Origin of the sequence: Pseudomonas lundensis (assembly GCF_015377145.2) — a bacterium.
Lineage (GTDB): Bacteria > Pseudomonadota > Gammaproteobacteria > Pseudomonadales > Pseudomonadaceae > Aquipseudomonas > Aquipseudomonas lundensis.
The window spans coordinates 914,513-933,917 of record NZ_CP062158.2; the positions used below are offsets into that span (position 1 = coordinate 914,513).

Below are 19,405 nucleotides of genomic sequence, written 5' to 3' on the forward strand. Positions count from 1 at the left end.
CTATATAGAAAAGAGTTGTACAGCCCCATGTGTGGACGTTTTGCCCTGTTTCGCTGGAACCCTGCATTTGCAGCCTTGCCCGGTTTTCCGGCGGATCAGCAGGCGCAATGGAATATCTCGCCCAATGATGCGGTGTTGATCTTGCGCGCAGGCGAAGCGCCGGGCCAGCGAACCCTGGCCCGGGCGCGTTGGGGCCTGACCCCGGCCTGGCTGACGGACCTGTCTCGCACACCGGCCCATGCCCGAGCTGAAACCGTTGCGGAACAACCCATGTTCCGTGACGCCTTTCGCTTGCGTCGCTGCCTGCTGCCGGCCAATGGGTTTTATGAGTGGCGCGGCACCACGCGCAAACGGCCGTACTGGCTGACGCCCGGTGAAGGTGCATCACTGTTTTTTGCGGCGATTTGGGAGGCCTATCCGGTGCAAGGGCACGAATGGTTGAGCACGGCTGTTATTACTCAGGCAGCGGCCAGTCAGCGTCGCCCGTTGATTCTGGATGAGGCGGGTCAGCAAGCCTGGCTGGATCCTCAAACCCCTTTGCATGTGTTACAGGCGCTGCTCGCCAGCCAGCAATCACCGTTGCGGGAGCGCCCGCTGGCCAATCTGGTAAATGATCCCAAGCTTAATGCCCCCGAGTGTCTGACGCCGGGTTGAGGCGCGTGTCTGCTACGATGCGCGCCATCTTTATGGAGAGTCGTGATGGGTAAATTAGCGGTAGTGTGCGTGGTTGGCGCAGGGCTGTTGCTCGGCGGTTGTCAGTCGGTCAATACCACCAATGCCGGTGCGGTCGGCATTGAGCGCAAGCAGTACATGTTCAGCATGCTGTCGAGTCAGCAAGTGGATCAAATGTACGCCCAGTCGTACCAACAAACCGTCAGCGAAGCCAACACCAAAGGTGTTCTGGACAAAACCAGTACCAATGCCAAGCGCTTGCAAGCGATCGCCAACCGGCTGATTGCCCAGGTCCCGGCCTTTCGCCCGGATGCGGCGCAATGGAATTGGGAGGTGAACCTGATCAAAAGTGATGAGCTCAATGCCAGCTGCGGGCCGGGCGGCAAGATCATTTTCTATAACGGGATCATTGATCAGCTCAAACTCAACGACGATGAAATCGCTGCGGTCATGGGCCATGAGATTGCCCATGCATTGCGCGAACATGGCCGCGAGTCGATGTCCAAAGCGTACGGCATCGAAATGGCCAAGCAGGGTGCGGGTGCATTGCTGGGGCTGGGGCAGGACAGCCTGCAACTGGCCGATACCGTGGTCAATTACAGCCTGACGCTGCCTAACAGCCGCAGTAACGAAAACGAAGCAGACCTGATTGGTCTGGAGCTGGCGGCGCGTGCGGGTTACAACCCGAATGCCGCCATCACCTTGTGGCAGAAAATGGCGCAAGCGTCGCAAAGTGCGCCGCCTGAATTCATGAGCACCCACCCGGCGTCGAGTAGCCGGATTGCCGCGTTAGAAGCGGCGATTCCCAAGGTGTTGCCGCTGTATCAGCAAGCGCCAAAAACCCAGTAACCCTTGACGTTGCCGGCCCTTTCCCGAAGAAGAGGGCCGGTGATGGGGGCTACACCCAGCCGCTGATCGCCATCGCCTTGTACACTGCCACCGCGGCCAGTACGAAGAAGGCGGTCGCCGCCAACCGGCGAATCAGGGTCAGCGGCAACTTGTCGGCCGCAAAGTTACCTGCCAGCACCACCGGCACGTTGGCAATCAACATGCCCAGGGTTGTGCCGATAATCACCAGCCACAGATCCGGGTATTGAGCGGCCAGCATTACGGTCGCCACTTGGGTCTTATCGCCGATTTCAGCGATGAAAAACGCAATCAGTGTGGTCAGGAACGGGCCAAATTTGCGGGCCGTGCTCGCTTCGTCATCGTCCATTTTGTCTGGCACCAGCGTCCACAGTGCGGTGGCCGCAAAGCTGGCTGCGAGGATCCAGTGCAAGGTCACATCCGAGAAGAAACTGCCGAACCAGGCACCTACCGCACCTGCGGCGGCGTGGTTGGCCAGGGTCGCGGCCACGATGCCGGCAATGATTGGCCAAGGCTTGCGAAAGCGGGCGGCGAGAATGAGGGCGAGCAGCTGCGTCTTGTCGCCGATTTCGGCCAAGGCAACGATTGCAGTCGGAACGAGTAAGGAGTCGAGCATCATCAGGTGGTTTCCAGGGGCGGGTCGACACGGCTATGACACGTACAGCCTTCCCGCCCCGGGTAAGGTGTTCGTGTCATAGGTCTTGTCAAACCCCGGTCCGTCTGTGCGGACTCCTGGGTCGCATACGCCATGGTCTGTTGACCAAGTATGTTGACGTATGCCGGACGAGCATGGCGCTCGTGGGAGACTACTCCCCTAGGACGGAGCGGATTCTGCCTATGCAAATCCGATCCGGCAAGCCTTGTTTATTAATTTGTTTTATCGACGCTTGGCGCTGTAAATCCGAAATCCCTGGCCTTCAGCCTTGACGGTGCAGGCCCCGAATTGCTCTTCAATGAGTGGCTGATAGCGCAGGAAGCTATTGGCCACAATCCGAAGTTCGCCACCTTTTTTCAGATGTTTGACCGATTTTTGCAGCAAGTTTTCAGTGGCGTGGTAATCGGTATGGACGCCCACATGAAACGGTGGGTTACTCAAAATGGTGTTGAGTTCCATCGGCGCGGCATCGATACCGTCTGCGCAAATCACCTCAGCGTCCAGGCCGTTGGCCGCCAGCGTCAGGCGGCTGCTGGCGGTAGCAAACGCGTCCACATCGAGCAGGGTGACGCTGTTGTGCGGGTAGCGACGCTTGACCGCTGCACCCAATACCCCTGCGCCACAGCCAAAATCCAGTACGTGACCGCTGGGCAGTTTGTCGAGGTGCTCCAGCAGCAGGGCGCTGCCGCGATCCAGACGGCCGTGGCTGAACACGCCGGGCAGGCTGACCACGTTCAGCGGGCCTTCTTCCAGTGCCAGCTCGTAATGCTGCGCAAGGTCTGCCAGGACCGGTGCTTGCGGCGCATTGACCACGGTGACTTGCCACAACTGGCAATGCCGGGCGCTGTCGAGCTTGCGCGGCTTGCCGAACGGGATCAGTTGTTTGGAGGCGCCTTCGATGCCGCCTTTCTTCTCGCCCACCAGAAACACATCGGCATTGGGCAGGCGTGCGGCCACGGCCTTGAGTACGTAGTCGCTCAGCTCTTTGGACTTGGGCAAATACACCACGGCAGTGTCGAACGCGCGCGCCGGAACATCGACCCCAAAATGCACGCGCCCGGCAAAGCGAGCCTCTAGCGCGGCCTGATCGCCAGCGTGCCAGCACCAGCCGTGGGCGTTCGGTAAGCGGCCGAGTACGTCGTCAGGTGGCAGGCCCACCAAGAGCACCTCGCCCTGAAAGTAATCAGGCTGACGAAGCAGTACTTCACTGCGCGGATCCATAATCTGCTCCTCAAAAAGGGGCGCAGTTTATCAACTGACGACCCGCAGCGCTGTACCGTTGAAGAACGCGTGAGCGTTTTCAGTCAATTGGCCCACGATTCGCTGCCGCGCCTCACGGCTGCCCCAGGCGCTGTGGGGCGTAATGATCAGGCGCGGGATGTCTGCCGCCAGCAGCGGGTTGCCGTCGCGGGGCGGTTCTACGCTCAGCACGTCGGTGGCGGCTCCACCCAAATGGCCGCTACGCAGGGCGTCTACCAGGGCCTGTTCGTCGATCATGCCGCCGCGAGCAGTGTTGACCACGAACGCGCCGGGCTTGAGCAGTGCCAACTCTCGGGCGCCGATCAAATTCCGCGTGTGTTCGTTGAGCGGGCAGTGAAACGTCAACGCATCGACCTGCGGCAAGAGTTCATCCAGTGGCAGGCGATCAGCGCGTGCCGGTCGCCCGGGGATTTGCCCGAGCAGCACGCGCATGCCAAAGGCTTCGGCCAGTTTTGCGACGGCGCTGCCCAGCTCGCCATGACCCAGCAGGCCAAGGGTTTTTCCTTCCAGCTCCACAATCGGGAAGTCCAGCAGGCAGAATTGTTTGGCCGTTTGCCATTGCCCGGCAGACACCGCTTTTTGATAGTCGGGCAGGCGTGTGGCCAGTGCGAGCAGCAACATCAAGGTGTGTTGCGCCACCGAGGGCGTGCCGTAACCCTGGCAATTTGCCACAACGATGCCGTGGGTGCGTGCGGCTTCCAGGTCAATGTTATTGGTGCCTGTGGCGGCGACCAGGATCAGTTTTAACTGCGGGCACGCCGCGAGGGTGTCAGCGTCCAGCAGGATTTTATTGCTGATGGCCACGGTGGTGCCTTGCAAGCGTTCGATGACGTTTTCAGGGGTGGTGTCGGCGTACAGGTGTAGATCGCCCAGGCATTCACGCAACGGGCTGAGGTTCAGATCGCCCAGATCCAGTGAGGTGTGATCCAGGAACACGGCGCGGCGAGTGTTAGTCATCAACTGTACCTTTTGTGCGGTGAAATGAAGGCGTAATGTGGCGAGCCTATCAGAAGAAACAATTTGTAATGGAGCCGTGCATGTATTGGACAGAATTCTTGACCGTCGCCCTGATTCATCTGTTGGCGGTGGCCAGCCCGGGGCCGGATTTTGCCGTGGTGGTGCGTGAAAGCGTGACCCACGGTCGCCGCGCAGGCATGTTCACGGCGTTCGGGGTTGGCACGGCGATTTTTGTTCATGTCGGTTATTCGCTGCTTGGCATCGGCATCATCGTGTCGCAATCGATTGTGTTGTTTAACGCACTCAAATGGCTGGCGGCAGCTTACTTGCTGTACATCGGGATCAAGGCGCTGCGTGCCAAACCCGCTGATCCTGCCGCCGTGGCCACTTCGCTGCCGGTGGGTGAACGCACGGCGCGCGGCGCGTTCACGTCGGGGTTTGTGACCAATGGCTTGAACCCGAAGGCCACGCTGTTTTTCCTGTCGCTGTTTACGGTGGTGATTAACCCGCATACGCCGCTGTCGATTCAGGCCGGGTATGGCGTGTACCTGGCTGTTGCGACCGGGCTGTGGTTCTGCATGGTGGCCATGCTGTTCAGTCATCAACGTGTACGCACAGGGTTTGCGCGCATGGGCCACTGGTTTGATCGCACCATGGGCGCTGTTTTGGTCGCGCTGGGTGTGAAACTGGCCTTTACCGAAATGAACTGAGGCTTTAAGCCCCGATAACCGCTGTGAATTAATGGGTTTTTGTCACTGCCGACTAGAGTTACCCCCAAGGCGACGTTGATCGTTTTCTCATTGGGGGGTTTCTCATGTTGCAGACTCGCATTATTGCGCCCACCCAAGCGGCGCATGCAGCCCCGCTGCTGATCAAGCAATTGCTGTTGTCCGGGCGGCGCTATGAAGCGTCGCGGGAAATCGTCTATCGCGACCTGCGGCGTTATTCCTACGACACCCTCAACGAGCGGATTGCCCGGTTGGCCAATGTGCTGACAACTGCCGGTGTTAAAGCAGGTGACACCGTGGCGGTGATGGATTGGGACAGCCATCGTTACCTGGAATGCATGTTCGCCATTCCGATGCTCGGTGCGGTGGTGCACACCCTCAACGTGCGTTTATCTGCCGAACAAATCCTTTACACGATGAACCACGCGCAAGACCGGTTTGTATTGGTCAATAGTGATTTCGTGCCGCTGTATCAAAGCATCGCCGCGCAATTGACCACGGTCGAGAAAACCCTGTTGCTGACGGACACGTTTGAGCCCGCAGGGCAGTTGCCCAATTGCGTCGGGGAGTACGAGCAACTGCTGGCGGCCGCGAGCCCTGACTACAGGTTTGAAGAGTTCGATGAGAACTCGGTGGCCACCACGTTTTACACCACAGGCACCACCGGTAATCCCAAAGGGGTGTACTTCACCCACCGGCAACTGGTGCTGCACACCCTCGGGATCTCGACCATTCTCGGCAGCGTGCCGGCTGAACGGTTGCTCGGCGGCAGCGACGTGTACATGCCGATCACACCGATGTTTCACGTGCATGCGTGGGGCATGCCGTATCTGGCCACCCTGCTGGGGCTTAAGCAGGTGTATCCGGGGCGATATGAGCCGGAACGGTTAGTCGCGCTCTGGGAACGCGAACAGGTGACGTTTTCTCATTGCGTGCCGACCATTTTGCAAATGCTGCTTAACGCATCAAACGCCCAGGGCACTGATTTCAAGGGGTGGAAAATCATTGTCGGCGGCAGCGCATTGAGCCGTACGCTATTCGCCGCTGCCAAGGCCCGCGGCATTGAGTTGATGGGGGCTTACGGCATGTCTGAAACCGGTCCGCTGGTGGCTTGCGCGCACCTGGACGACCATGCATGGGCGGGGTCGGAGGACGAGCGCATCAGTCACAGAATTCGCGCAGGGGTGCCGGGGCCGCTGGTGGAAGTGGCCCTTGTGGATGAGCAAGGGCAGTTCCTCGCCCATGACGGCGAAACCCAAGGGGAGCTGGTATTGCGTGCGCCGTGGCTGACCGGCAGTTATTTACATGAGCCCGAAAAGGGCGCCGAGTTGTGGGCGGGCGGCTGGCTGCACACCGGCGACGTGGCAACCCTAGACCGTCGCGGGGCGATCGACATTCGTGACCGGATCAAGGACGTCATCAAGAGCGGTGGCGAGTGGGTGTCGTCGCTGGAACTGGAGGACTTGATCGGTCGTCACGCGCAGGTGCGGGAGGTGGCCGTGGTGGGTGTGCCCGATGCGCAGTGGGGCGAGAGGCCAGTGGCAATGCTGGTGCTGGCAGAAGATGCCCGTCTGGATGCTGAGGCGCTCAAAGACCACCTTCAGCCTTTTGTCGATGCGGGTTCTCTGCGCCCTTGGGCAGTGCCCGCTCAGGTCGTGCTGGTGACTGAAATCCCCAAGACCAGTGTCGGCAAGCTCGATAAAAAAAGGATTCGCCATCAGGTTTCACAAACCCTGTAGCCGCTGAAGCATGCAACGACCGCGGGTGAGGGGCATATGCGTCGAGGATCTTGTCAAAATCTGGTTTTCCTTCATCCTTGCGGGCCTATTGCGACGTGCCCTCGGAGAAGTATCAATGCCCTCAGTCAACCGGTTCTGGCGTCGCGCCCAACTGCCGCTGGCAGTCAGCTTTGCCGCGACGCTCGCCGGGCCCGCCTGGGGGCTGAGCTTTAACGTCGGGGACGTCGAAGCTCAGCTCGATTCCGAGTTATCGATTGGCGCCAGTTGGTCGACCGCCAAGGCCGATCAGTCATTGATCGGTGCCAATAACGGTGGCACTGGCCACTCGCAAATTTCTGACGATGGCCGATTGAACTTCAAGCGCGGCGAAACATTTTCCAAATTATTCATGGGGGTTCACGGGCTGGAGCTGAAGTATGGCGACAGCGGCCTCTATGTGCGTGGCAAGTATTGGTACGACTTCGAACTGCAAGATGACAGCCGCCCGTTCAAGGACATCAGCGACAAAGGCCGTCGTGCCTCGGCGCAATCCGCTGGCGCGCAGTGGCTGGATGCGTTCGTGTACCACAACTATGTGATTGCCGATCAACCCGGCGCCGTACGTTTGGGCAAGCAAGTGGTCAGTTGGGGGGAAAGTGCTTTCATCGGCGGCGGGATCAATGCCATCAATCCGACTGATGCGTCGGCTTATCGCCGTCCTGGCACCGAGTACAAGGACGGCCTGGTGCCGGTCAACCTGTTCTACCTGTCGCAAAATCTCACTGACCGGTTATCGGTGGAAGGTTTTTATCAGTTGGACTGGGAGCAGTCCGAGGCCGACAACTGCGGGACATTTTTCTCGCAATCGGATGTGATTGCGGACGGCTGTAGCGGCAACTACCGGGTGATGAGCGCGCGTTCAGCCCTGGCGGTGGCCGACCTGGCGGCGCTGACCTCGGCCGGGGTCGACATCAACAACGAAGGTGTATTGGTGCGTCGGGATGCGGATCGTAACGCGCGCAACAGCGGGCAGTTCGGACTGGCCATGCACTATCGCTTCGACCCGCTGGACACCGAGTTCGGCGCGTTCTTCATGAACTACCACAGCCGTGATCCGATCATCAGCGGCCGTGCGGCTTCGCAGGCGGTGTACAACGCGGCGTCTGCCGCTGGCAGCCTGGGGTCGATGCAGATCGCGGGCAATGCCAGTTACTACGTCGAATACCCCGAAGACATTCGTTTGTACGGCATGAGTTTCGCAACCACGTTATCCACAGGCACGGCGTGGAAAGGGGAGTTGAGCTATCGTCCAAATGCGCCGGTGCAACTCAATACCGATGATTTGCTGTACGCCACTGTCACCTTGCTGCCGGGGTTGGCGGATGCGTCCCCGTTGAGCGTGACGCCGGGGGCCGATGCCGCAGGCTATCGGCGTAAAGAGATCACTCAGTTTCAGACCTCGCTGACGCACATTCTGGACAACGCCATGGGCGCCAATCGGCTGATTCTGACCGGGGAAGTTGGCATTACTCACGTTGCCGGGTTGGAAAGCCGATCCGATAAGCGCTATGGCCGCGACCCGGTGTTCGGTCAGGAGGGTAACGATGGCTTTACCACGGCCAATTCGTGGGGCTATCGGGCGCGGGCCGTGTGGGAATACAACAGCGTGCTGCCGGGCATCAATCTCAAGCCCGCTGTGGCGTGGTCCCACGACGTCAGCGGTTACGCACCCGGCCCCGCGGCCACGTTCGAAGAAGGCCGTAAAGCGGTCAGTATCGGCCTGGATGCCGAATACCAGAACACCTACACCAGCAGCGTGTCGTATACCAATTTTTTTGGCGGCCGCTACAACACCTTGAGTGATCGCGACTTCATGGCGTTAAGCGTCGGGGTCAAGTTTTAAACCGTTTTATCCGCTTTGGAACCCGGAACCATGAATAACCCGCCTGCGCTGATCCGTGAAACATTCCCCGTCGGCCCTTTGCAGTGCAACTGCAATGTCACGTGACTGACGATCACGTTGATTTATAAGGTGTTTGTATAAAAACATCTTTTATTTCAAATGCTTGTGTTCTTGCAGTGATGTGCGTTTCTAAGCGTACTTTTGCAGTGTTTTGCTCTCGCAGTGTGCCAAAATTGTGCCCGCATAAATGTTGTGTCAGAGCCCTAGGCCTCTCTGAATCCTCTTCAAAAACCCTTCTGATGTGAACCCTCAAAACCAGTCACTGGCAGGGTGACCCTACTCGGGCACCTTCTAGCACTCTGTAGCAATGCCCTGCGGTGTGTGTCTGTGCGATGCGGTAATCAAGGTAAAAGTCTTTCCAAGTATTCACCTACGAGCGAAGTCGGTAACCCGAGAACCTGTGCGCATTCGAACCAACCAATGCGTGTCGAGGCCGAATGGCCCGGCTAGGAGTCTTGAGGATGAAAGCGCTACTTACCGTTGATGATCTCTCTGATTGCATTCATAAATCGGTCACCAGCATTCGCAGCGACGTAACACGCAACCCGCTGTCCTTGCCGCCGATCTGTCGGCTACCTGGCACCAAGAGGCTTCTATGGCGTACAGAAGACGTAGAGCGCTGGTTGGCAAATCACGTATCAGGTTTTGCTCTGACGACAGGGACAGCCACCTATGAGGCTGTTAAAGCCAAGCCGGGTCGGCCTACAAAGGCGCAACAAATCCAAAAGCAGAAGATTCGTTCGTCTTCGTCAGGAAGCCAGAGCAGCACCGCATTTGTTGGTGTCTGATCATGAGTCATAGCTTCCCGACGCCTCAAAACGCTAACGAAGCGCGTTTGCAAAAGGCTCAGGCCAGACGGCCGCCAAGGGAAAGATCCTCGGAGCAGCTCCCGCCTTGGCCGGATTCTACGCGAGGAGTTCCGAATGTTTGGCTGCGGTGCGCATTGTTTGCAGGTATTCAAGGCAAGGGGCGACAGGCCTTGAAGCGCGAACTGCTTGCTACTGTCGATGGAGTCGAGATTCGCTTTTCTGGGTGGCAGCTTGACCAATCAGATTTAGACGTCTGGGAGACGGTCATTCATTTGGCACGCCATCATAGGATCGGCAACCGAGTTCAGTTCAGCGAAGTTCAAGTGTTAAAGACATTGAAGCGCTCTACAGGAACGAGCGATCGATTGTGGTTGAGATCAGCACTGGTCCGTCTCGCAGGGGCAACAATTGAAATGAAATATGGCAATCTCACGTTTTTTGGAGCATTGCTCAAAGGGGCTGGAGATGAGATGACCGGCGTGTACGTGATAGAGCTTGAGTCACGGCTTGAGGCGTTATACATGGCAGGCTGGACTCAAATCGAATGGGGTGAGCGCGTACTCCTGAGACGCAAACCACTTGCTCTGTGGCTCCATGGTTGGTTTTGTAGCCATGCCGAACCTTTCCCTCTCTGCATAGAAACGATTCAACGGCTGAGTGGGAGCGTGAACTCGCATCCCGGCAGTTTTAAACGTCAGCTGAGTAAAGCGCTTGATGAACTTGTTTTGATTGGAGCTCTCGTCTCATGGAGGTTGAGTAGTCACCGGGTGTGTGTGATTCGCATACCAACACCAAGCCAGCAACGTCATTTGATTAAGAAAAAACGTAAGGGGGGTCTGTAAACATACCTACCGACCCCAGCCAATAAGAACGATTGTGTCCGCGTAAATCTATCTATGCGGAGTCGATGGACATGCATGTAGGCACTGAGGCGGCGCTGGCAAGGGTAGTTGCGGTGTTCGGAGCGGTGAAGCCACACTGTACATCTGTTCGCCAACCGCCGCGCCAGGGCTAACGATGCGATCAATTTGGTTGACACAAGTTTCACCTTGTATACGATGCAATCGAGCGCGAAACCAGTGGCCTTCAGCGGCAATGACTGGCGTAGGAACCCCGGCGATGGCTGAGCATCGGCGTAGGGTGAGACCTCCACGCTCCTGCTTGAGGGTGTGTATATGAATATCAAGCTTCAAATTCGAGGGCTACTGTCGCCAGTAGCCCTTTTTCTTTGCCATCAAAAAGCGCGTAGCGCTTGCAGAGTGGCTCGTGATGAAGATACTTGTTGAGCGATTTGGCGTCGGTTGGTATGAGGTTTCAAAGCATCTTTCAATCGATGACCAACGCTACATCCGTCCGGCAAAGTCATCTAAGTGCCCGTCCATTGATCTATTCAAGGTGTGTTGGGCAGACGCTTACAAAAAACTGGGTATGTGAGCCTGTGGATAAATGCATTTTCTGACGTGGGATACGATGCACTGGGCTATGGGATGCGATGCACTCGACATGGGATACGGTGCATCGAGTTGTGGGATACGATGCAGGGAAATATGGGATACGGCGCACGCTATCCACAGGGTTAAAACGGCTTGAAGGCTTGCGCAGAAAGGGATGGCGCAGAATGAAAAGTATGCCCTAATCCCTTTTTAATCCTTATTTAATCAAAGAAGCCTTGATGTCGCTGTCTGCAACTGAGTCGACCGTGTGCTTTGTCATCAGAACGGCCGGGATGCTGAGACATGAGTTATTTTTGCGACCCATCACGCATCTTCACTGACCCAGTCGAACTTCAGGTCATCCCATCGTTCGGAGTTGGCATGCATTGCTAAAGGGTCGCTAGCATATTTTCTGGCAGCGTCGTTAGATGGTGGATACCTCAATCCAGCCTTCTCACAGTAATCGGGATACGATTGCAGTTTTATGGTTTCTAAGCGTATTAGTTCGTCTTTTATGTCGTCAAGTATTCCAAGCATGCTTAATGTGATTTTAATGTCCGCGTTGGATACGCATTGAAATAAGCTTCTATAAGCTCCTATTCCATCGGAGTTTATTCTAAATAATCTGATTGCATGGGTGTGTAATCTGTAAAGGGCTATGGCTTCTATCAAGTATCCGAATGGGAGTTCGTGAAAGTTTGTTTCCGTTGCGAGCATTATTTCGCCTTCAAATATTCTTAATGCTTCGCAAATGTCGTATTTGTTGTTTTGTTTGGAAAGTACTTCCCTCCATAGTTTGTCGTCCATGAAATGGGCGTTAGTACTTATCCTTGTCTTACAAAATTTCCAAAGCTGGTCGGGTTCTCCCCAAAGTGCATCCCAAAGATTTGATGGGCCTTTGTGATAGAGGTCTTGTGCGTCACTGAATAGTTCGTGTAATAGGTCAAGCTGCTCATTCTGTAGTGCTGTACGTCCTTTAAAGCTACCGGTCCATCTGTTGCTTTCGGCTGTATTAGCTCGGTTGTATAGTCCTTTTGTGATCATCTCTTGGTCAAACCACTGTGCAAAAGTGTCAGCGAACGGCAAAGCTACGCGCAACGATAGCTCATGTAAGAGAACCTTTGTTCTAAGGCGATTTCTGAAAAGTCGTGTATCTTTCTCGGAAGATGATGTTTTAGCGGCCATCAAGGTGAATATCCAGAAAAATTTATACCTGCAACTCTATACCAATCTGAAGCAATCTGCATCTCTCTGATTCGCTTTCTATATTGTCTGGAGGTTGCTGCCGATATGTCGAAATTTATCCGTTCGATATACCGGAATTTTATGAAATCCATAATTGATTATCTGCAGGATAAATACGGCTCACTTATGACCGTTGAGCAGTTGGCGCACGCCCTAAGCCGAAAGCCATCTGGGCTTCGTGGCGTACTGCAGAAGCCAACGGAGCCCTGGATGTTTGAATTGAATCGGGTCAAGCGGCGTATCGGTCGGCGTATTTACTTCCCTACGGATGCTGTAGCCGCATTGCTTAACGGCGACTTCGGTCACCAAGAAGCTTGTTCATGATTAATTCGATTTGCCTGGAAAGAACAGTTAAAGGGAATTGGCTGTATAGAACGTCAGCGCCTACCAGTGACCATAAAAAATTAGACAAGATGCAGATTAAGAATCTAGTTCCCTAGGAGCGATCATGAAATCATTGTCACTGAGAATAGCAGAGCGTGTAGCAGCTTCGACAGACGCGTCAATAGGGGATAAGAATCGCGCCACATTCATCATGCTGAGAACCGAGATCCAAAGCGCTATTGATGACAAATGCTCGATTTTTAAAATATGGGAGGTACTACGAGATGATAATTCAATCAATTTTGGCTATCAGGCATTTCGGCGTTACGCCCACCAGCTTTGCTCCGAAACAGATGAGTGAGTGTCGCAATGGCTAATGAAGCGTTCCTCTACCGTTCCTCTACCGTTCTTAAGCCGGTCAACCGTTCTTAGCGCGGTTAAACCCCGTTCAGGTGCGTTTTTATCGCGAACAATATTAATTGTCCGCGATAAAACACCGCACTGCTCACTAGAGGAACACACGATTGAACGCTAAAGGAATATCGAAGTGTAGGGCAAGATAGGTGAAGTTAGCCAACCGGCAAGCCGGCTAGCTAATTTCACTATCACTTATTCGCGCCTGGCGGCGCTCAACGCTTTCTTGCTCTGCGAGGCGTCTCGCTACCGCGAGATGAACATCGTCGTGACGACAGGAGAAGTATCAAATGCCATCGAATAGATCCCGTGCGGACTCAAGGAAATATGGCAAACACTTGAGAGTTCCCGTCTTGGCCAGCGAAGAAATAGTGATTAAAGAAAATGCAGCCCGAGCAAGCCTAACAGTGGCCGAGTATCTCCGCCGCCTTAGCCTTGGGTACGTAATTAAAGGAACAATCGACTCGCAGTGCGTGCATCAGCTCGCAAAGGTTAATGCTGACCAAGGACGCTTAGGGGGGCTTTTAAAACTCTGGCTGACCAATGACACCAAACTAGCCATCACGGGCGGTGCTTGGACACCCGGCGTAGTGAGGGCGCTGTTAAAGCGAATCGAGGATAACCAGATCGAAATGTTGCACTTGGTGCAGTCCTTAAAATTTTAGCCGCTAAAAAACACGCAATTATTCCGTGTTCTTCCTTGGAGTTCCCATGAACAAGACCAAAGGTTTTATCGGTGGGTGTTTACTGGCAATCGCAACAACACACCTCCAACCAGCACTTGCAGGCATACCCGTTGCCGACGGATTGAATTTGGGGCAAACCACAATCAGTGCTATGCAGAGTGTCGCCGCTGTCGTAAAGCAGATTGAGCAGTACCGAACTCAGCTAATGCAGTACGAAAATATGCTGCAGAACACTGCTGCGCCTTCATCCTATATTTGGGATCAGGCTGACCAAACGATAACGAAGCTGCTGGAAGCTCAGAACACCCTCAGTTACTACAGGAACCAAGCAGGCAGCCTCGAAAACTACTTATCCAAGTTTCAGGACATCTCGCACTACTCAGCGTCTCCTTGTTTTGGCTCTCAGACTTGCTTAGATCAGGATAAACGGGCCATCGTCACTGCCCGTGCAGAGGCCAGCACTGCCCGAAAACTAAGCACCGACGCCCTTCTGATGAGCGTTGATCGCCAACAAAACACTCTACAACGGGATGCCAATAACTTGGCAAACATGCAGCGCCAGGCCGTCAACGCTGAGGGGCAAATGCAAGCAATCCAATCGGCTAACCAACTGGCTAGTGCCCAAGCCAATCAGCTTATACAAATCCGAAGCTTGCTCGTCGCTCAGCAAAGCTCCGTAGCTACTGAAGCTCAGATAGCAGGTGATCGAGAATCCCAGCAACAGGCTGCCGACCAACATGCTCTCTCGGGCAATAACAGCCATAGCGCTGAAAGGTCTTGGTAAGGAGCACATATGCACTGTCGAATCTTAACCTGCATTGTCCTTCTGATTACCCTCCTAAGCGGCTGCAACGAGCAGTACAGCTCGAAGAGGCTGAAGTGTAACGACGACCCCACAGGGCTTACGAAAACAGATCAGCAAACGGTTAGGGATGCTTGCGCGCTGAGCCACAAAAACACCCTAAGCAACGACAGACAATGGTGAACGCATGAAAAAGCTCATTTCGACTCACCTACTGCTCGCAGCACTCATCAGCGCACAAGCTGCTCATGCTGCAGACTTGGACAGTGGGAATATGCTGAACCAAATACTAGATAGCTTCTCTGCAGTGGCCATTACCTGGCAATCCAAAATCCTTAGTGCGGCCACTTGGCTATTCTGGAGTTTGGCGCTCGTGAGCATGGTTTGGACGTATGGGTTCATGGCTCTGCGACGAGCGGATATTCAGGAGTTTTTCGCCGAAACCATAAAGTTTTTCGGAACACTTGGTTTTTTCTGGTGGCTACTGATAAATGGTCCGGCCATATCTTTATCCATAGTCAACACCATGCGCACCATTAGTGCCGAAGCTTCAGGTCTCGGAAATGGCCTTTCCCCATCTGGGATCGTCGACATCGGTTTCAGCATCTTGTCGAAAGTCAGTGAATCAGCATCTCTACTGTCTCCGGTTGTTTCTGCGGTTATGCTCGTGGCTGCAATCGTGGTGTTAGTAGTCCTAGCCCTCATTGCAGTCAATATGTTGCTGCTGCTCGTATCTGCATGGCTTCTGGCATATGCCGGTGTTTTTTTATTAGGATTCGGGGGAAGCCGTTGGACATCAGATATTGCGATCAGCTTTTACAAAGCAGTACTCGGTATTGGTATTCAGCTTTTCACAATGATCCTGCTAATAGGCATCGGGAAATCTTTCATAGACCAGTACTACAAAGCGTTTAAGGCCGGAACGCCCGACCTGAACAGTTTGTGCGTTCTGCTCGTAGCATCTGTTGTTCTACTCACCTTGGTTAACAAGTTGCCACCTATGCTTGCTGGGATAGTGGGCTCAGGAGTGCAATCTTCCGGCATCGGCAGCTTTGGGGCTGGGGCGGCCATAGGTGCTGCAACGATGGCAGCATCCGCTGCCGCCTCTGCAGGGGCCTCAGCCTTGGCTGGTGCCACACAGGCGATTGGAGGCATGTCTGCGCTATCAGCGGCGTTCAAATCCGCACAGATGGGCATGGCTTACACGGAGACTAATAGCGGAGGGTTCGACTTTGGAGCAGCTCAAGAATCAAAAAATACCGCTGGAGGTGGTTCCTCAAGCTTCTCAGAGGCTATGGGAACCGGAGGCGGATTTACCAACGCCCCGGATGGTGCGCATACTCAGCTCAGCTCGGTAGCAAAAGCTGAACATCCAAGCCATTTACCTATGTTTGATGGTGATAGCGTCGGAGTCGGTAATGATGACGAGGTACAGGCCTTCGTGAACAAGAAGCCTCCTCAAGATTAAACATCCGGATATTACGGGCGCGGGTCGGGCCCAATAGGGCCGTAGCACGATTTTAAGCTGCTAAGGAAACCTTAGAAATGAATATTGATGACAGCCCGGATACACCGATTTTTCTCGATGACAATCATGACAATCATGACATTCTGGCAGAGCTGCCACTCATGGTTACCCGTTACACGCTTCGCTCTGTAGGACTTTCTCTAGAAATGCTCGAGCAGGTTGATACCGCGCCAAACCTAAAGAGCAAAGCAACGGTTAGAGCCAAAACAGAAGCATGTTAATTGGCTGTATTAAACACGTCGAGAACTTAGATCATGGGCGACAGTGGAGTTTGGATCGTCAAATGCGTGAACACTACAGATGAGAGTGGGGGGGGCATCGTTGACTTGCCACCAGAACTGCTTGCGAGAGTTGGTTGGGGGATTGGAGACGTGTTGAGCGTAGAAGTAATTGAAGGGACCATAATATTAAAGCCTCTTCTAAGCAGCCACTCGCTGCATGATGATCATCCACTTGCATAAATCTCACCGCGATCCCACGAGTGAGACTAAACAGGCTAATAACAGTGCCCATAGATATTATGGCAAAGCATTCTACAGAGAAAAATAAAAGCCACCACGCTCTGTATAACTCGACCCAGCTCATGACTTAAACTCATAAATTCACACACACAACCTAGAAAGCCGTAGCGTTTTCTAGGTAATTTGGCAGAGCGTAAACCCTGCCAAATATACCAAGCCCCAGGAATAACCAACTTCTTAAATCAGAGGGCTAAAGGCCCGCGTCATTACCTCCCTTAAAGCTAAAGGAACACCCTCCCAACTTTCAGCCCACTCTAACGTTTTCTTGTAGGCTTTGAATGGTTTTTCGGAGTTTGGAGCAGCGTAACCTAGCAAATCCTCTACACATTCATGGAGCATGATAACCTGATCTGGCTCTCCTACAGCATCTGCTATTGGCTGATTGAAAACTTCAGCACCAACTGTTCCTTGATCTCTATCATGAATAACAAAGAAATTAACATCCAAAGCTTTTAAATACTTAACCAAACCAATAATCGAAGCTTTACCTCGAGCCTTTACTATTTCGCTGCCCGATAGAACTTTAGCTCGTGCCTCTGGACTCATACGGCGAATAGCCTCTTTTATCAATACTTCTTCTGTATCCCCTTCCACCACAACAACTTTCCTCGTAAAAAAAATACGAGACACATGATCATCAAGTTTAATAAGCATTTTCACTTGATCTTTATCGCTTTCTTGTAGCTCACGGAATTTTTCGGAGACTGAGAAGGGGTGTATCGTAGAGTGGCCGTACTCATAATGAAATCTGTTCAGAACCTGTCTAGGCTTTCGCGCCAAATCAATTAAGTATGGTGAGTGAGTAGTTGCTACTATTTGTGAGGTCCCACCGGAAAGCTCATAAATCAGATCACGCATCTGATTTGCTGCGCTAGGATGAAGAAATATTTCAGGCTCTTCAAATCCTATTATCAATCCGCGATCATCATTTCCCACTCTCTTTTTTATCCACTGCTGACGAAAGCGAAGAAGTCCAAATACTGCTGCACGCACCATTCCAGTACCCTGATTGGCAATACTAGTGCGGATATTACTTGACATTTCTATGGCGAAAATTGGATTCAACGCTTCTGGACCCGATAGATCTGCAGATGCGAAAATCCTAGACTCTGGAAATACTCCGCACAGAACCTGATTCAACTCAATCATCATCTTTCCAAACTCTGAGTTTGAATCCGAAGGATCGAGCTCTTTGGCCAGTAAATTCAAACTATCTTGAGCTACTTTAAAATGTTGCGAGTTCTCTCTAACATCTTTAAATAGTTCATTTAGCGTTTTATGCAAGACACCAGCTTTATCAAATTCATGTGCTGCAGCTTCAGCAGGAATAAGCAGGAAATTAGGTAGCTTTGATAATACGACACCGCTGATCCCACCAGGATTTCTATCCCAAACTTCATCTTCAGAAACGTCCCAAATCTCATCAATAAGCTCAAGCTTTGCGCGATCAGCCACTCCTATTTTCTTATCCAAATCTTTGAAGAGCTCTGTTACCACAGCTTCATCAATACCTATCTCTAGCAATTCTGAAGCCTTTGAAATTTTAGCGTACTCTGGCTTTAAAGTACGCGCAAAAGATTTCAGCTCAACAACTACATCCTCACCTAAAACGTAGGTTTTACGATAAAAAATACTTTTCCCTGTCTCCCCTGAATCCAAGGGATCATAATTAAAAATACGTCCCTTAAAGCCTCTCCAATCAGAAGATTTATTCGGCACATTGCGAAATTCTGCTTCTAATATTATAGTTTTACAGGATATTTTATTCTCTCCTGTATCAGCATCAATTTCTGAACAGTAAAAAGAAGGCTCCATTCTGACTTTAGCTGAAAGTAGCGATTCTATCGCTTTCAGCACCGAACTTTTCCCTGCGTTATTTGCTCCTATTAAAAAAGTTGCCTCGCCGAATTCAACAGTTGCAGAGTGTATTCGTTTGAAGCCAGCGATTCCCAGCTTATGTAATCTCATACAGATCTTTCCTTGAAGTGAGGCCGACCAGTAGTGTCGTAATGCCATCATCATCCAAAGCTCACTGCTTAGGCAACCCATCTACGGGGCAAAAATTTAATACGTTTTGTGAGCAAATTCTGTTTTATTCGCTTGCCCTTAACCAACAGGGTCTCCCTGGAAGCGATAGCCCATGACTAACATCCAGACAGTCGAATGTCGCAATAGCCCAAAAATAAATCCAGACACGCCGCCAGATTCTGCAATTTTTAAGGCGCACCTTGCTGGGGATCCTAGAGTCCTCGACTAGACAAGAGCCATGATTATCGAGCAGAAATCGACCGCCGAGGGAGCGCCACCTAGCTTCTCTCACCAGTCACCCTTCAGTAGGAGCTCAAATTGGTACTTTACGTACCTGATAAGCCAAAGTGATTCACGGCTCGCACCCCCAAACAGAAATGACCATCCGTCAGCCTGATGAAGCCAGTAAGCCAGATGTGATACCGTTCGCGCCCACTGCAGCAGCTGGCAGAGCTTGGCATATCCCAGTACCCTGACGCCCATAGGGCGTCAGGGTACTGGGATATGCCAAGCTGTAACACAAAATTAGCCTCAGATTCCTTCTATATGGTCTAACCTTGCGTTAACGTCGCCCCAGTAGCTAGCAGGTAGGCATTTTTTACAAAGGATAACAAGCAGATGAGAACTGAAGAACACGTTGAAACGTCGGTGGCTAAGGTCGTCCGCGGTGATGAGCCTCGCGGCTCCGTGATCTTTTCGGATGCATTCGCTGAACGCAGAAAACAAAAAGAATACCAACACGCGGTTTCGCAAATTGCTGAACGCGCCAAAAAACTCGAATGGTAGTTTTTAAAA

The 19,405-nt window shown here is 53.1% G+C and carries 19 protein-coding genes and 1 riboswitch; of the genes, 14 read left to right on the forward strand and 5 right to left on the reverse strand.

The features are described 5' to 3' along the window. Positions 1–27 precede the first annotated feature (27 nt). Both IF654_RS04640 and IF654_RS04645 read left to right on the forward strand, forming a co-directional pair. Positions 28–654 (forward strand): SOS response-associated peptidase, encoded by a 627-nt coding sequence (locus tag IF654_RS04640; RefSeq protein WP_047273734.1) that lies wholly within the window; start codon positions 28–30, stop codon positions 652–654. A 45-nt stretch (positions 655–699) separates the two neighbouring features. Beyond that, positions 700–1,521, forward strand: coding sequence for a M48 family metallopeptidase (locus tag IF654_RS04645; RefSeq protein WP_047273736.1), 822 nt, complete (start codon positions 700–702; stop codon positions 1,519–1,521). A gap of 49 nt (positions 1,522–1,570) precedes the next feature. Here the strand turns inward: IF654_RS04645 and IF654_RS04650 are convergent, their stop codons facing one another. The 3 genes from IF654_RS04650 to IF654_RS04660 form a co-directional block, all read right to left on the reverse strand. Then, a complete protein-coding gene (locus IF654_RS04650; RefSeq protein WP_047274281.1) occupies positions 1,571–2,155 on the reverse strand; it encodes a TMEM165/GDT1 family protein in 585 nt (194 codons plus the stop codon). A gap of 90 nt (positions 2,156–2,245) precedes the next feature. Beyond that, a riboswitch (yybP-ykoY riboswitch) is annotated at positions 2,246–2,367 on the reverse strand. A 49-nt stretch (positions 2,368–2,416) separates the two neighbouring features. Then, positions 2,417–3,415: a class I SAM-dependent methyltransferase gene (locus tag IF654_RS04655; RefSeq protein ID WP_047273738.1), complete on the reverse strand. Its 999-nt coding sequence runs from the start codon at positions 3,413–3,415 to the stop codon at positions 2,417–2,419. A gap of 30 nt (positions 3,416–3,445) precedes the next feature. Then, positions 3,446–4,411, reverse strand: coding sequence for a 2-hydroxyacid dehydrogenase (locus IF654_RS04660; RefSeq protein WP_094987419.1), 966 nt, complete (start codon positions 4,409–4,411; stop codon positions 3,446–3,448). 80 nt (positions 4,412–4,491) lie between these two features. Between IF654_RS04660 and IF654_RS04665 the strand changes: the two genes are divergently transcribed. The 5 genes from IF654_RS04665 to trfA all read left to right on the forward strand — a co-directional run bounded on the left by IF654_RS04665 (position 4,492) and on the right by trfA (position 10,471). Then, positions 4,492–5,121 carry a LysE family translocator gene (locus IF654_RS04665; protein WP_047273742.1) on the forward strand — a complete coding sequence of 210 codons (630 nt, stop codon included), beginning with the start codon at positions 4,492–4,494 and terminating at the stop codon, positions 5,119–5,121. A 104-nt stretch (positions 5,122–5,225) separates the two neighbouring features. Next, positions 5,226–6,878: a fatty acid--CoA ligase gene (locus tag IF654_RS04670; RefSeq protein WP_194862734.1), complete on the forward strand. Its 1,653-nt coding sequence runs from the start codon at positions 5,226–5,228 to the stop codon at positions 6,876–6,878. Between the two features lie 115 nt (positions 6,879–6,993). Further along, positions 6,994–8,760, forward strand: coding sequence for a DUF1302 domain-containing protein (locus tag IF654_RS04675; RefSeq protein WP_094989878.1), 1,767 nt, complete (start codon positions 6,994–6,996; stop codon positions 8,758–8,760). Positions 8,761–9,281: 521 nt separating this feature from the next. Further along, positions 9,282–9,608, forward strand: a complete 327-nt coding sequence (locus tag IF654_RS04680) for a DNA-binding protein (protein ID WP_194862733.1) — start codon at positions 9,282–9,284, stop codon at positions 9,606–9,608. A 2-nt stretch (positions 9,609–9,610) separates the two neighbouring features. Further along, positions 9,611–10,471, forward strand: coding sequence for a plasmid replication initiator TrfA (trfA, locus tag IF654_RS04685; RefSeq protein ID WP_194862732.1), 861 nt, complete (start codon positions 9,611–9,613; stop codon positions 10,469–10,471). A gap of 915 nt (positions 10,472–11,386) precedes the next feature. Here the strand turns inward: trfA and IF654_RS04690 are convergent. After that, positions 11,387–12,247 (reverse strand): hypothetical protein, encoded by an 861-nt coding sequence (locus IF654_RS04690; protein WP_194862731.1) that lies wholly within the window; start codon positions 12,245–12,247, stop codon positions 11,387–11,389. A gap of 105 nt (positions 12,248–12,352) precedes the next feature. Here IF654_RS04690 and IF654_RS04695 point away from each other — a divergent pair, with 105 nt between their 5' ends. The 6 genes from IF654_RS04695 (at position 12,353) to IF654_RS04720 (ending at position 16,282) form a co-directional block, all read left to right on the forward strand. Beyond that, complete coding sequence (locus IF654_RS04695; protein WP_230683755.1) at positions 12,353–12,631, forward strand: hypothetical protein; 279 nt, start codon at positions 12,353–12,355, stop codon at positions 12,629–12,631. A 124-nt stretch (positions 12,632–12,755) separates the two neighbouring features. After that, the gene (locus IF654_RS23225) at positions 12,756–12,992 is read left to right on the forward strand and encodes a TraK family protein (RefSeq protein ID WP_194862730.1); all 237 of its coding nucleotides are present in this window, start codon (positions 12,756–12,758) and stop codon (positions 12,990–12,992) included. Between the two features lie 343 nt (positions 12,993–13,335). After that, complete coding sequence (locus tag IF654_RS04705) at positions 13,336–13,710, forward strand: plasmid mobilization protein (protein WP_194862729.1); 375 nt, start codon at positions 13,336–13,338, stop codon at positions 13,708–13,710. A 46-nt stretch (positions 13,711–13,756) separates the two neighbouring features. Then, positions 13,757–14,515 carry a P-type conjugative transfer protein TrbJ gene (gene trbJ / locus IF654_RS04710; protein ID WP_194862728.1) on the forward strand — a complete coding sequence of 253 codons (759 nt, stop codon included), beginning with the start codon at positions 13,757–13,759 and terminating at the stop codon, positions 14,513–14,515. Between the two features lie 205 nt (positions 14,516–14,720). Then, on the forward strand, positions 14,721–16,001 hold the full coding sequence (gene trbL, locus IF654_RS04715) for a P-type conjugative transfer protein TrbL (protein WP_194862727.1): 1,281 nt from the start codon (positions 14,721–14,723) through the stop codon (positions 15,999–16,001). A gap of 77 nt (positions 16,002–16,078) precedes the next feature. After that, entirely contained in the window at positions 16,079–16,282 is a 204-nt protein-coding gene (locus IF654_RS04720; protein WP_194862726.1) for a hypothetical protein, read from the forward strand. 477 nt (positions 16,283–16,759) lie between these two features. Here the strand turns inward: IF654_RS04720 and IF654_RS04725 are convergent, their stop codons facing one another. Next, positions 16,760–18,550 carry an ATP-dependent nuclease gene (locus IF654_RS04725; protein WP_194862725.1) on the reverse strand — a complete coding sequence of 597 codons (1,791 nt, stop codon included), beginning with the start codon at positions 18,548–18,550 and terminating at the stop codon, positions 16,760–16,762. Between the two features lie 678 nt (positions 18,551–19,228). Here IF654_RS04725 and IF654_RS04730 point away from each other — a divergent pair. Next, positions 19,229–19,396 (forward strand): hypothetical protein, encoded by a 168-nt coding sequence (locus IF654_RS04730; RefSeq protein ID WP_194862724.1) that lies wholly within the window; start codon positions 19,229–19,231, stop codon positions 19,394–19,396. The last annotated feature ends 9 nt before the right edge of the window (positions 19,397–19,405 follow it).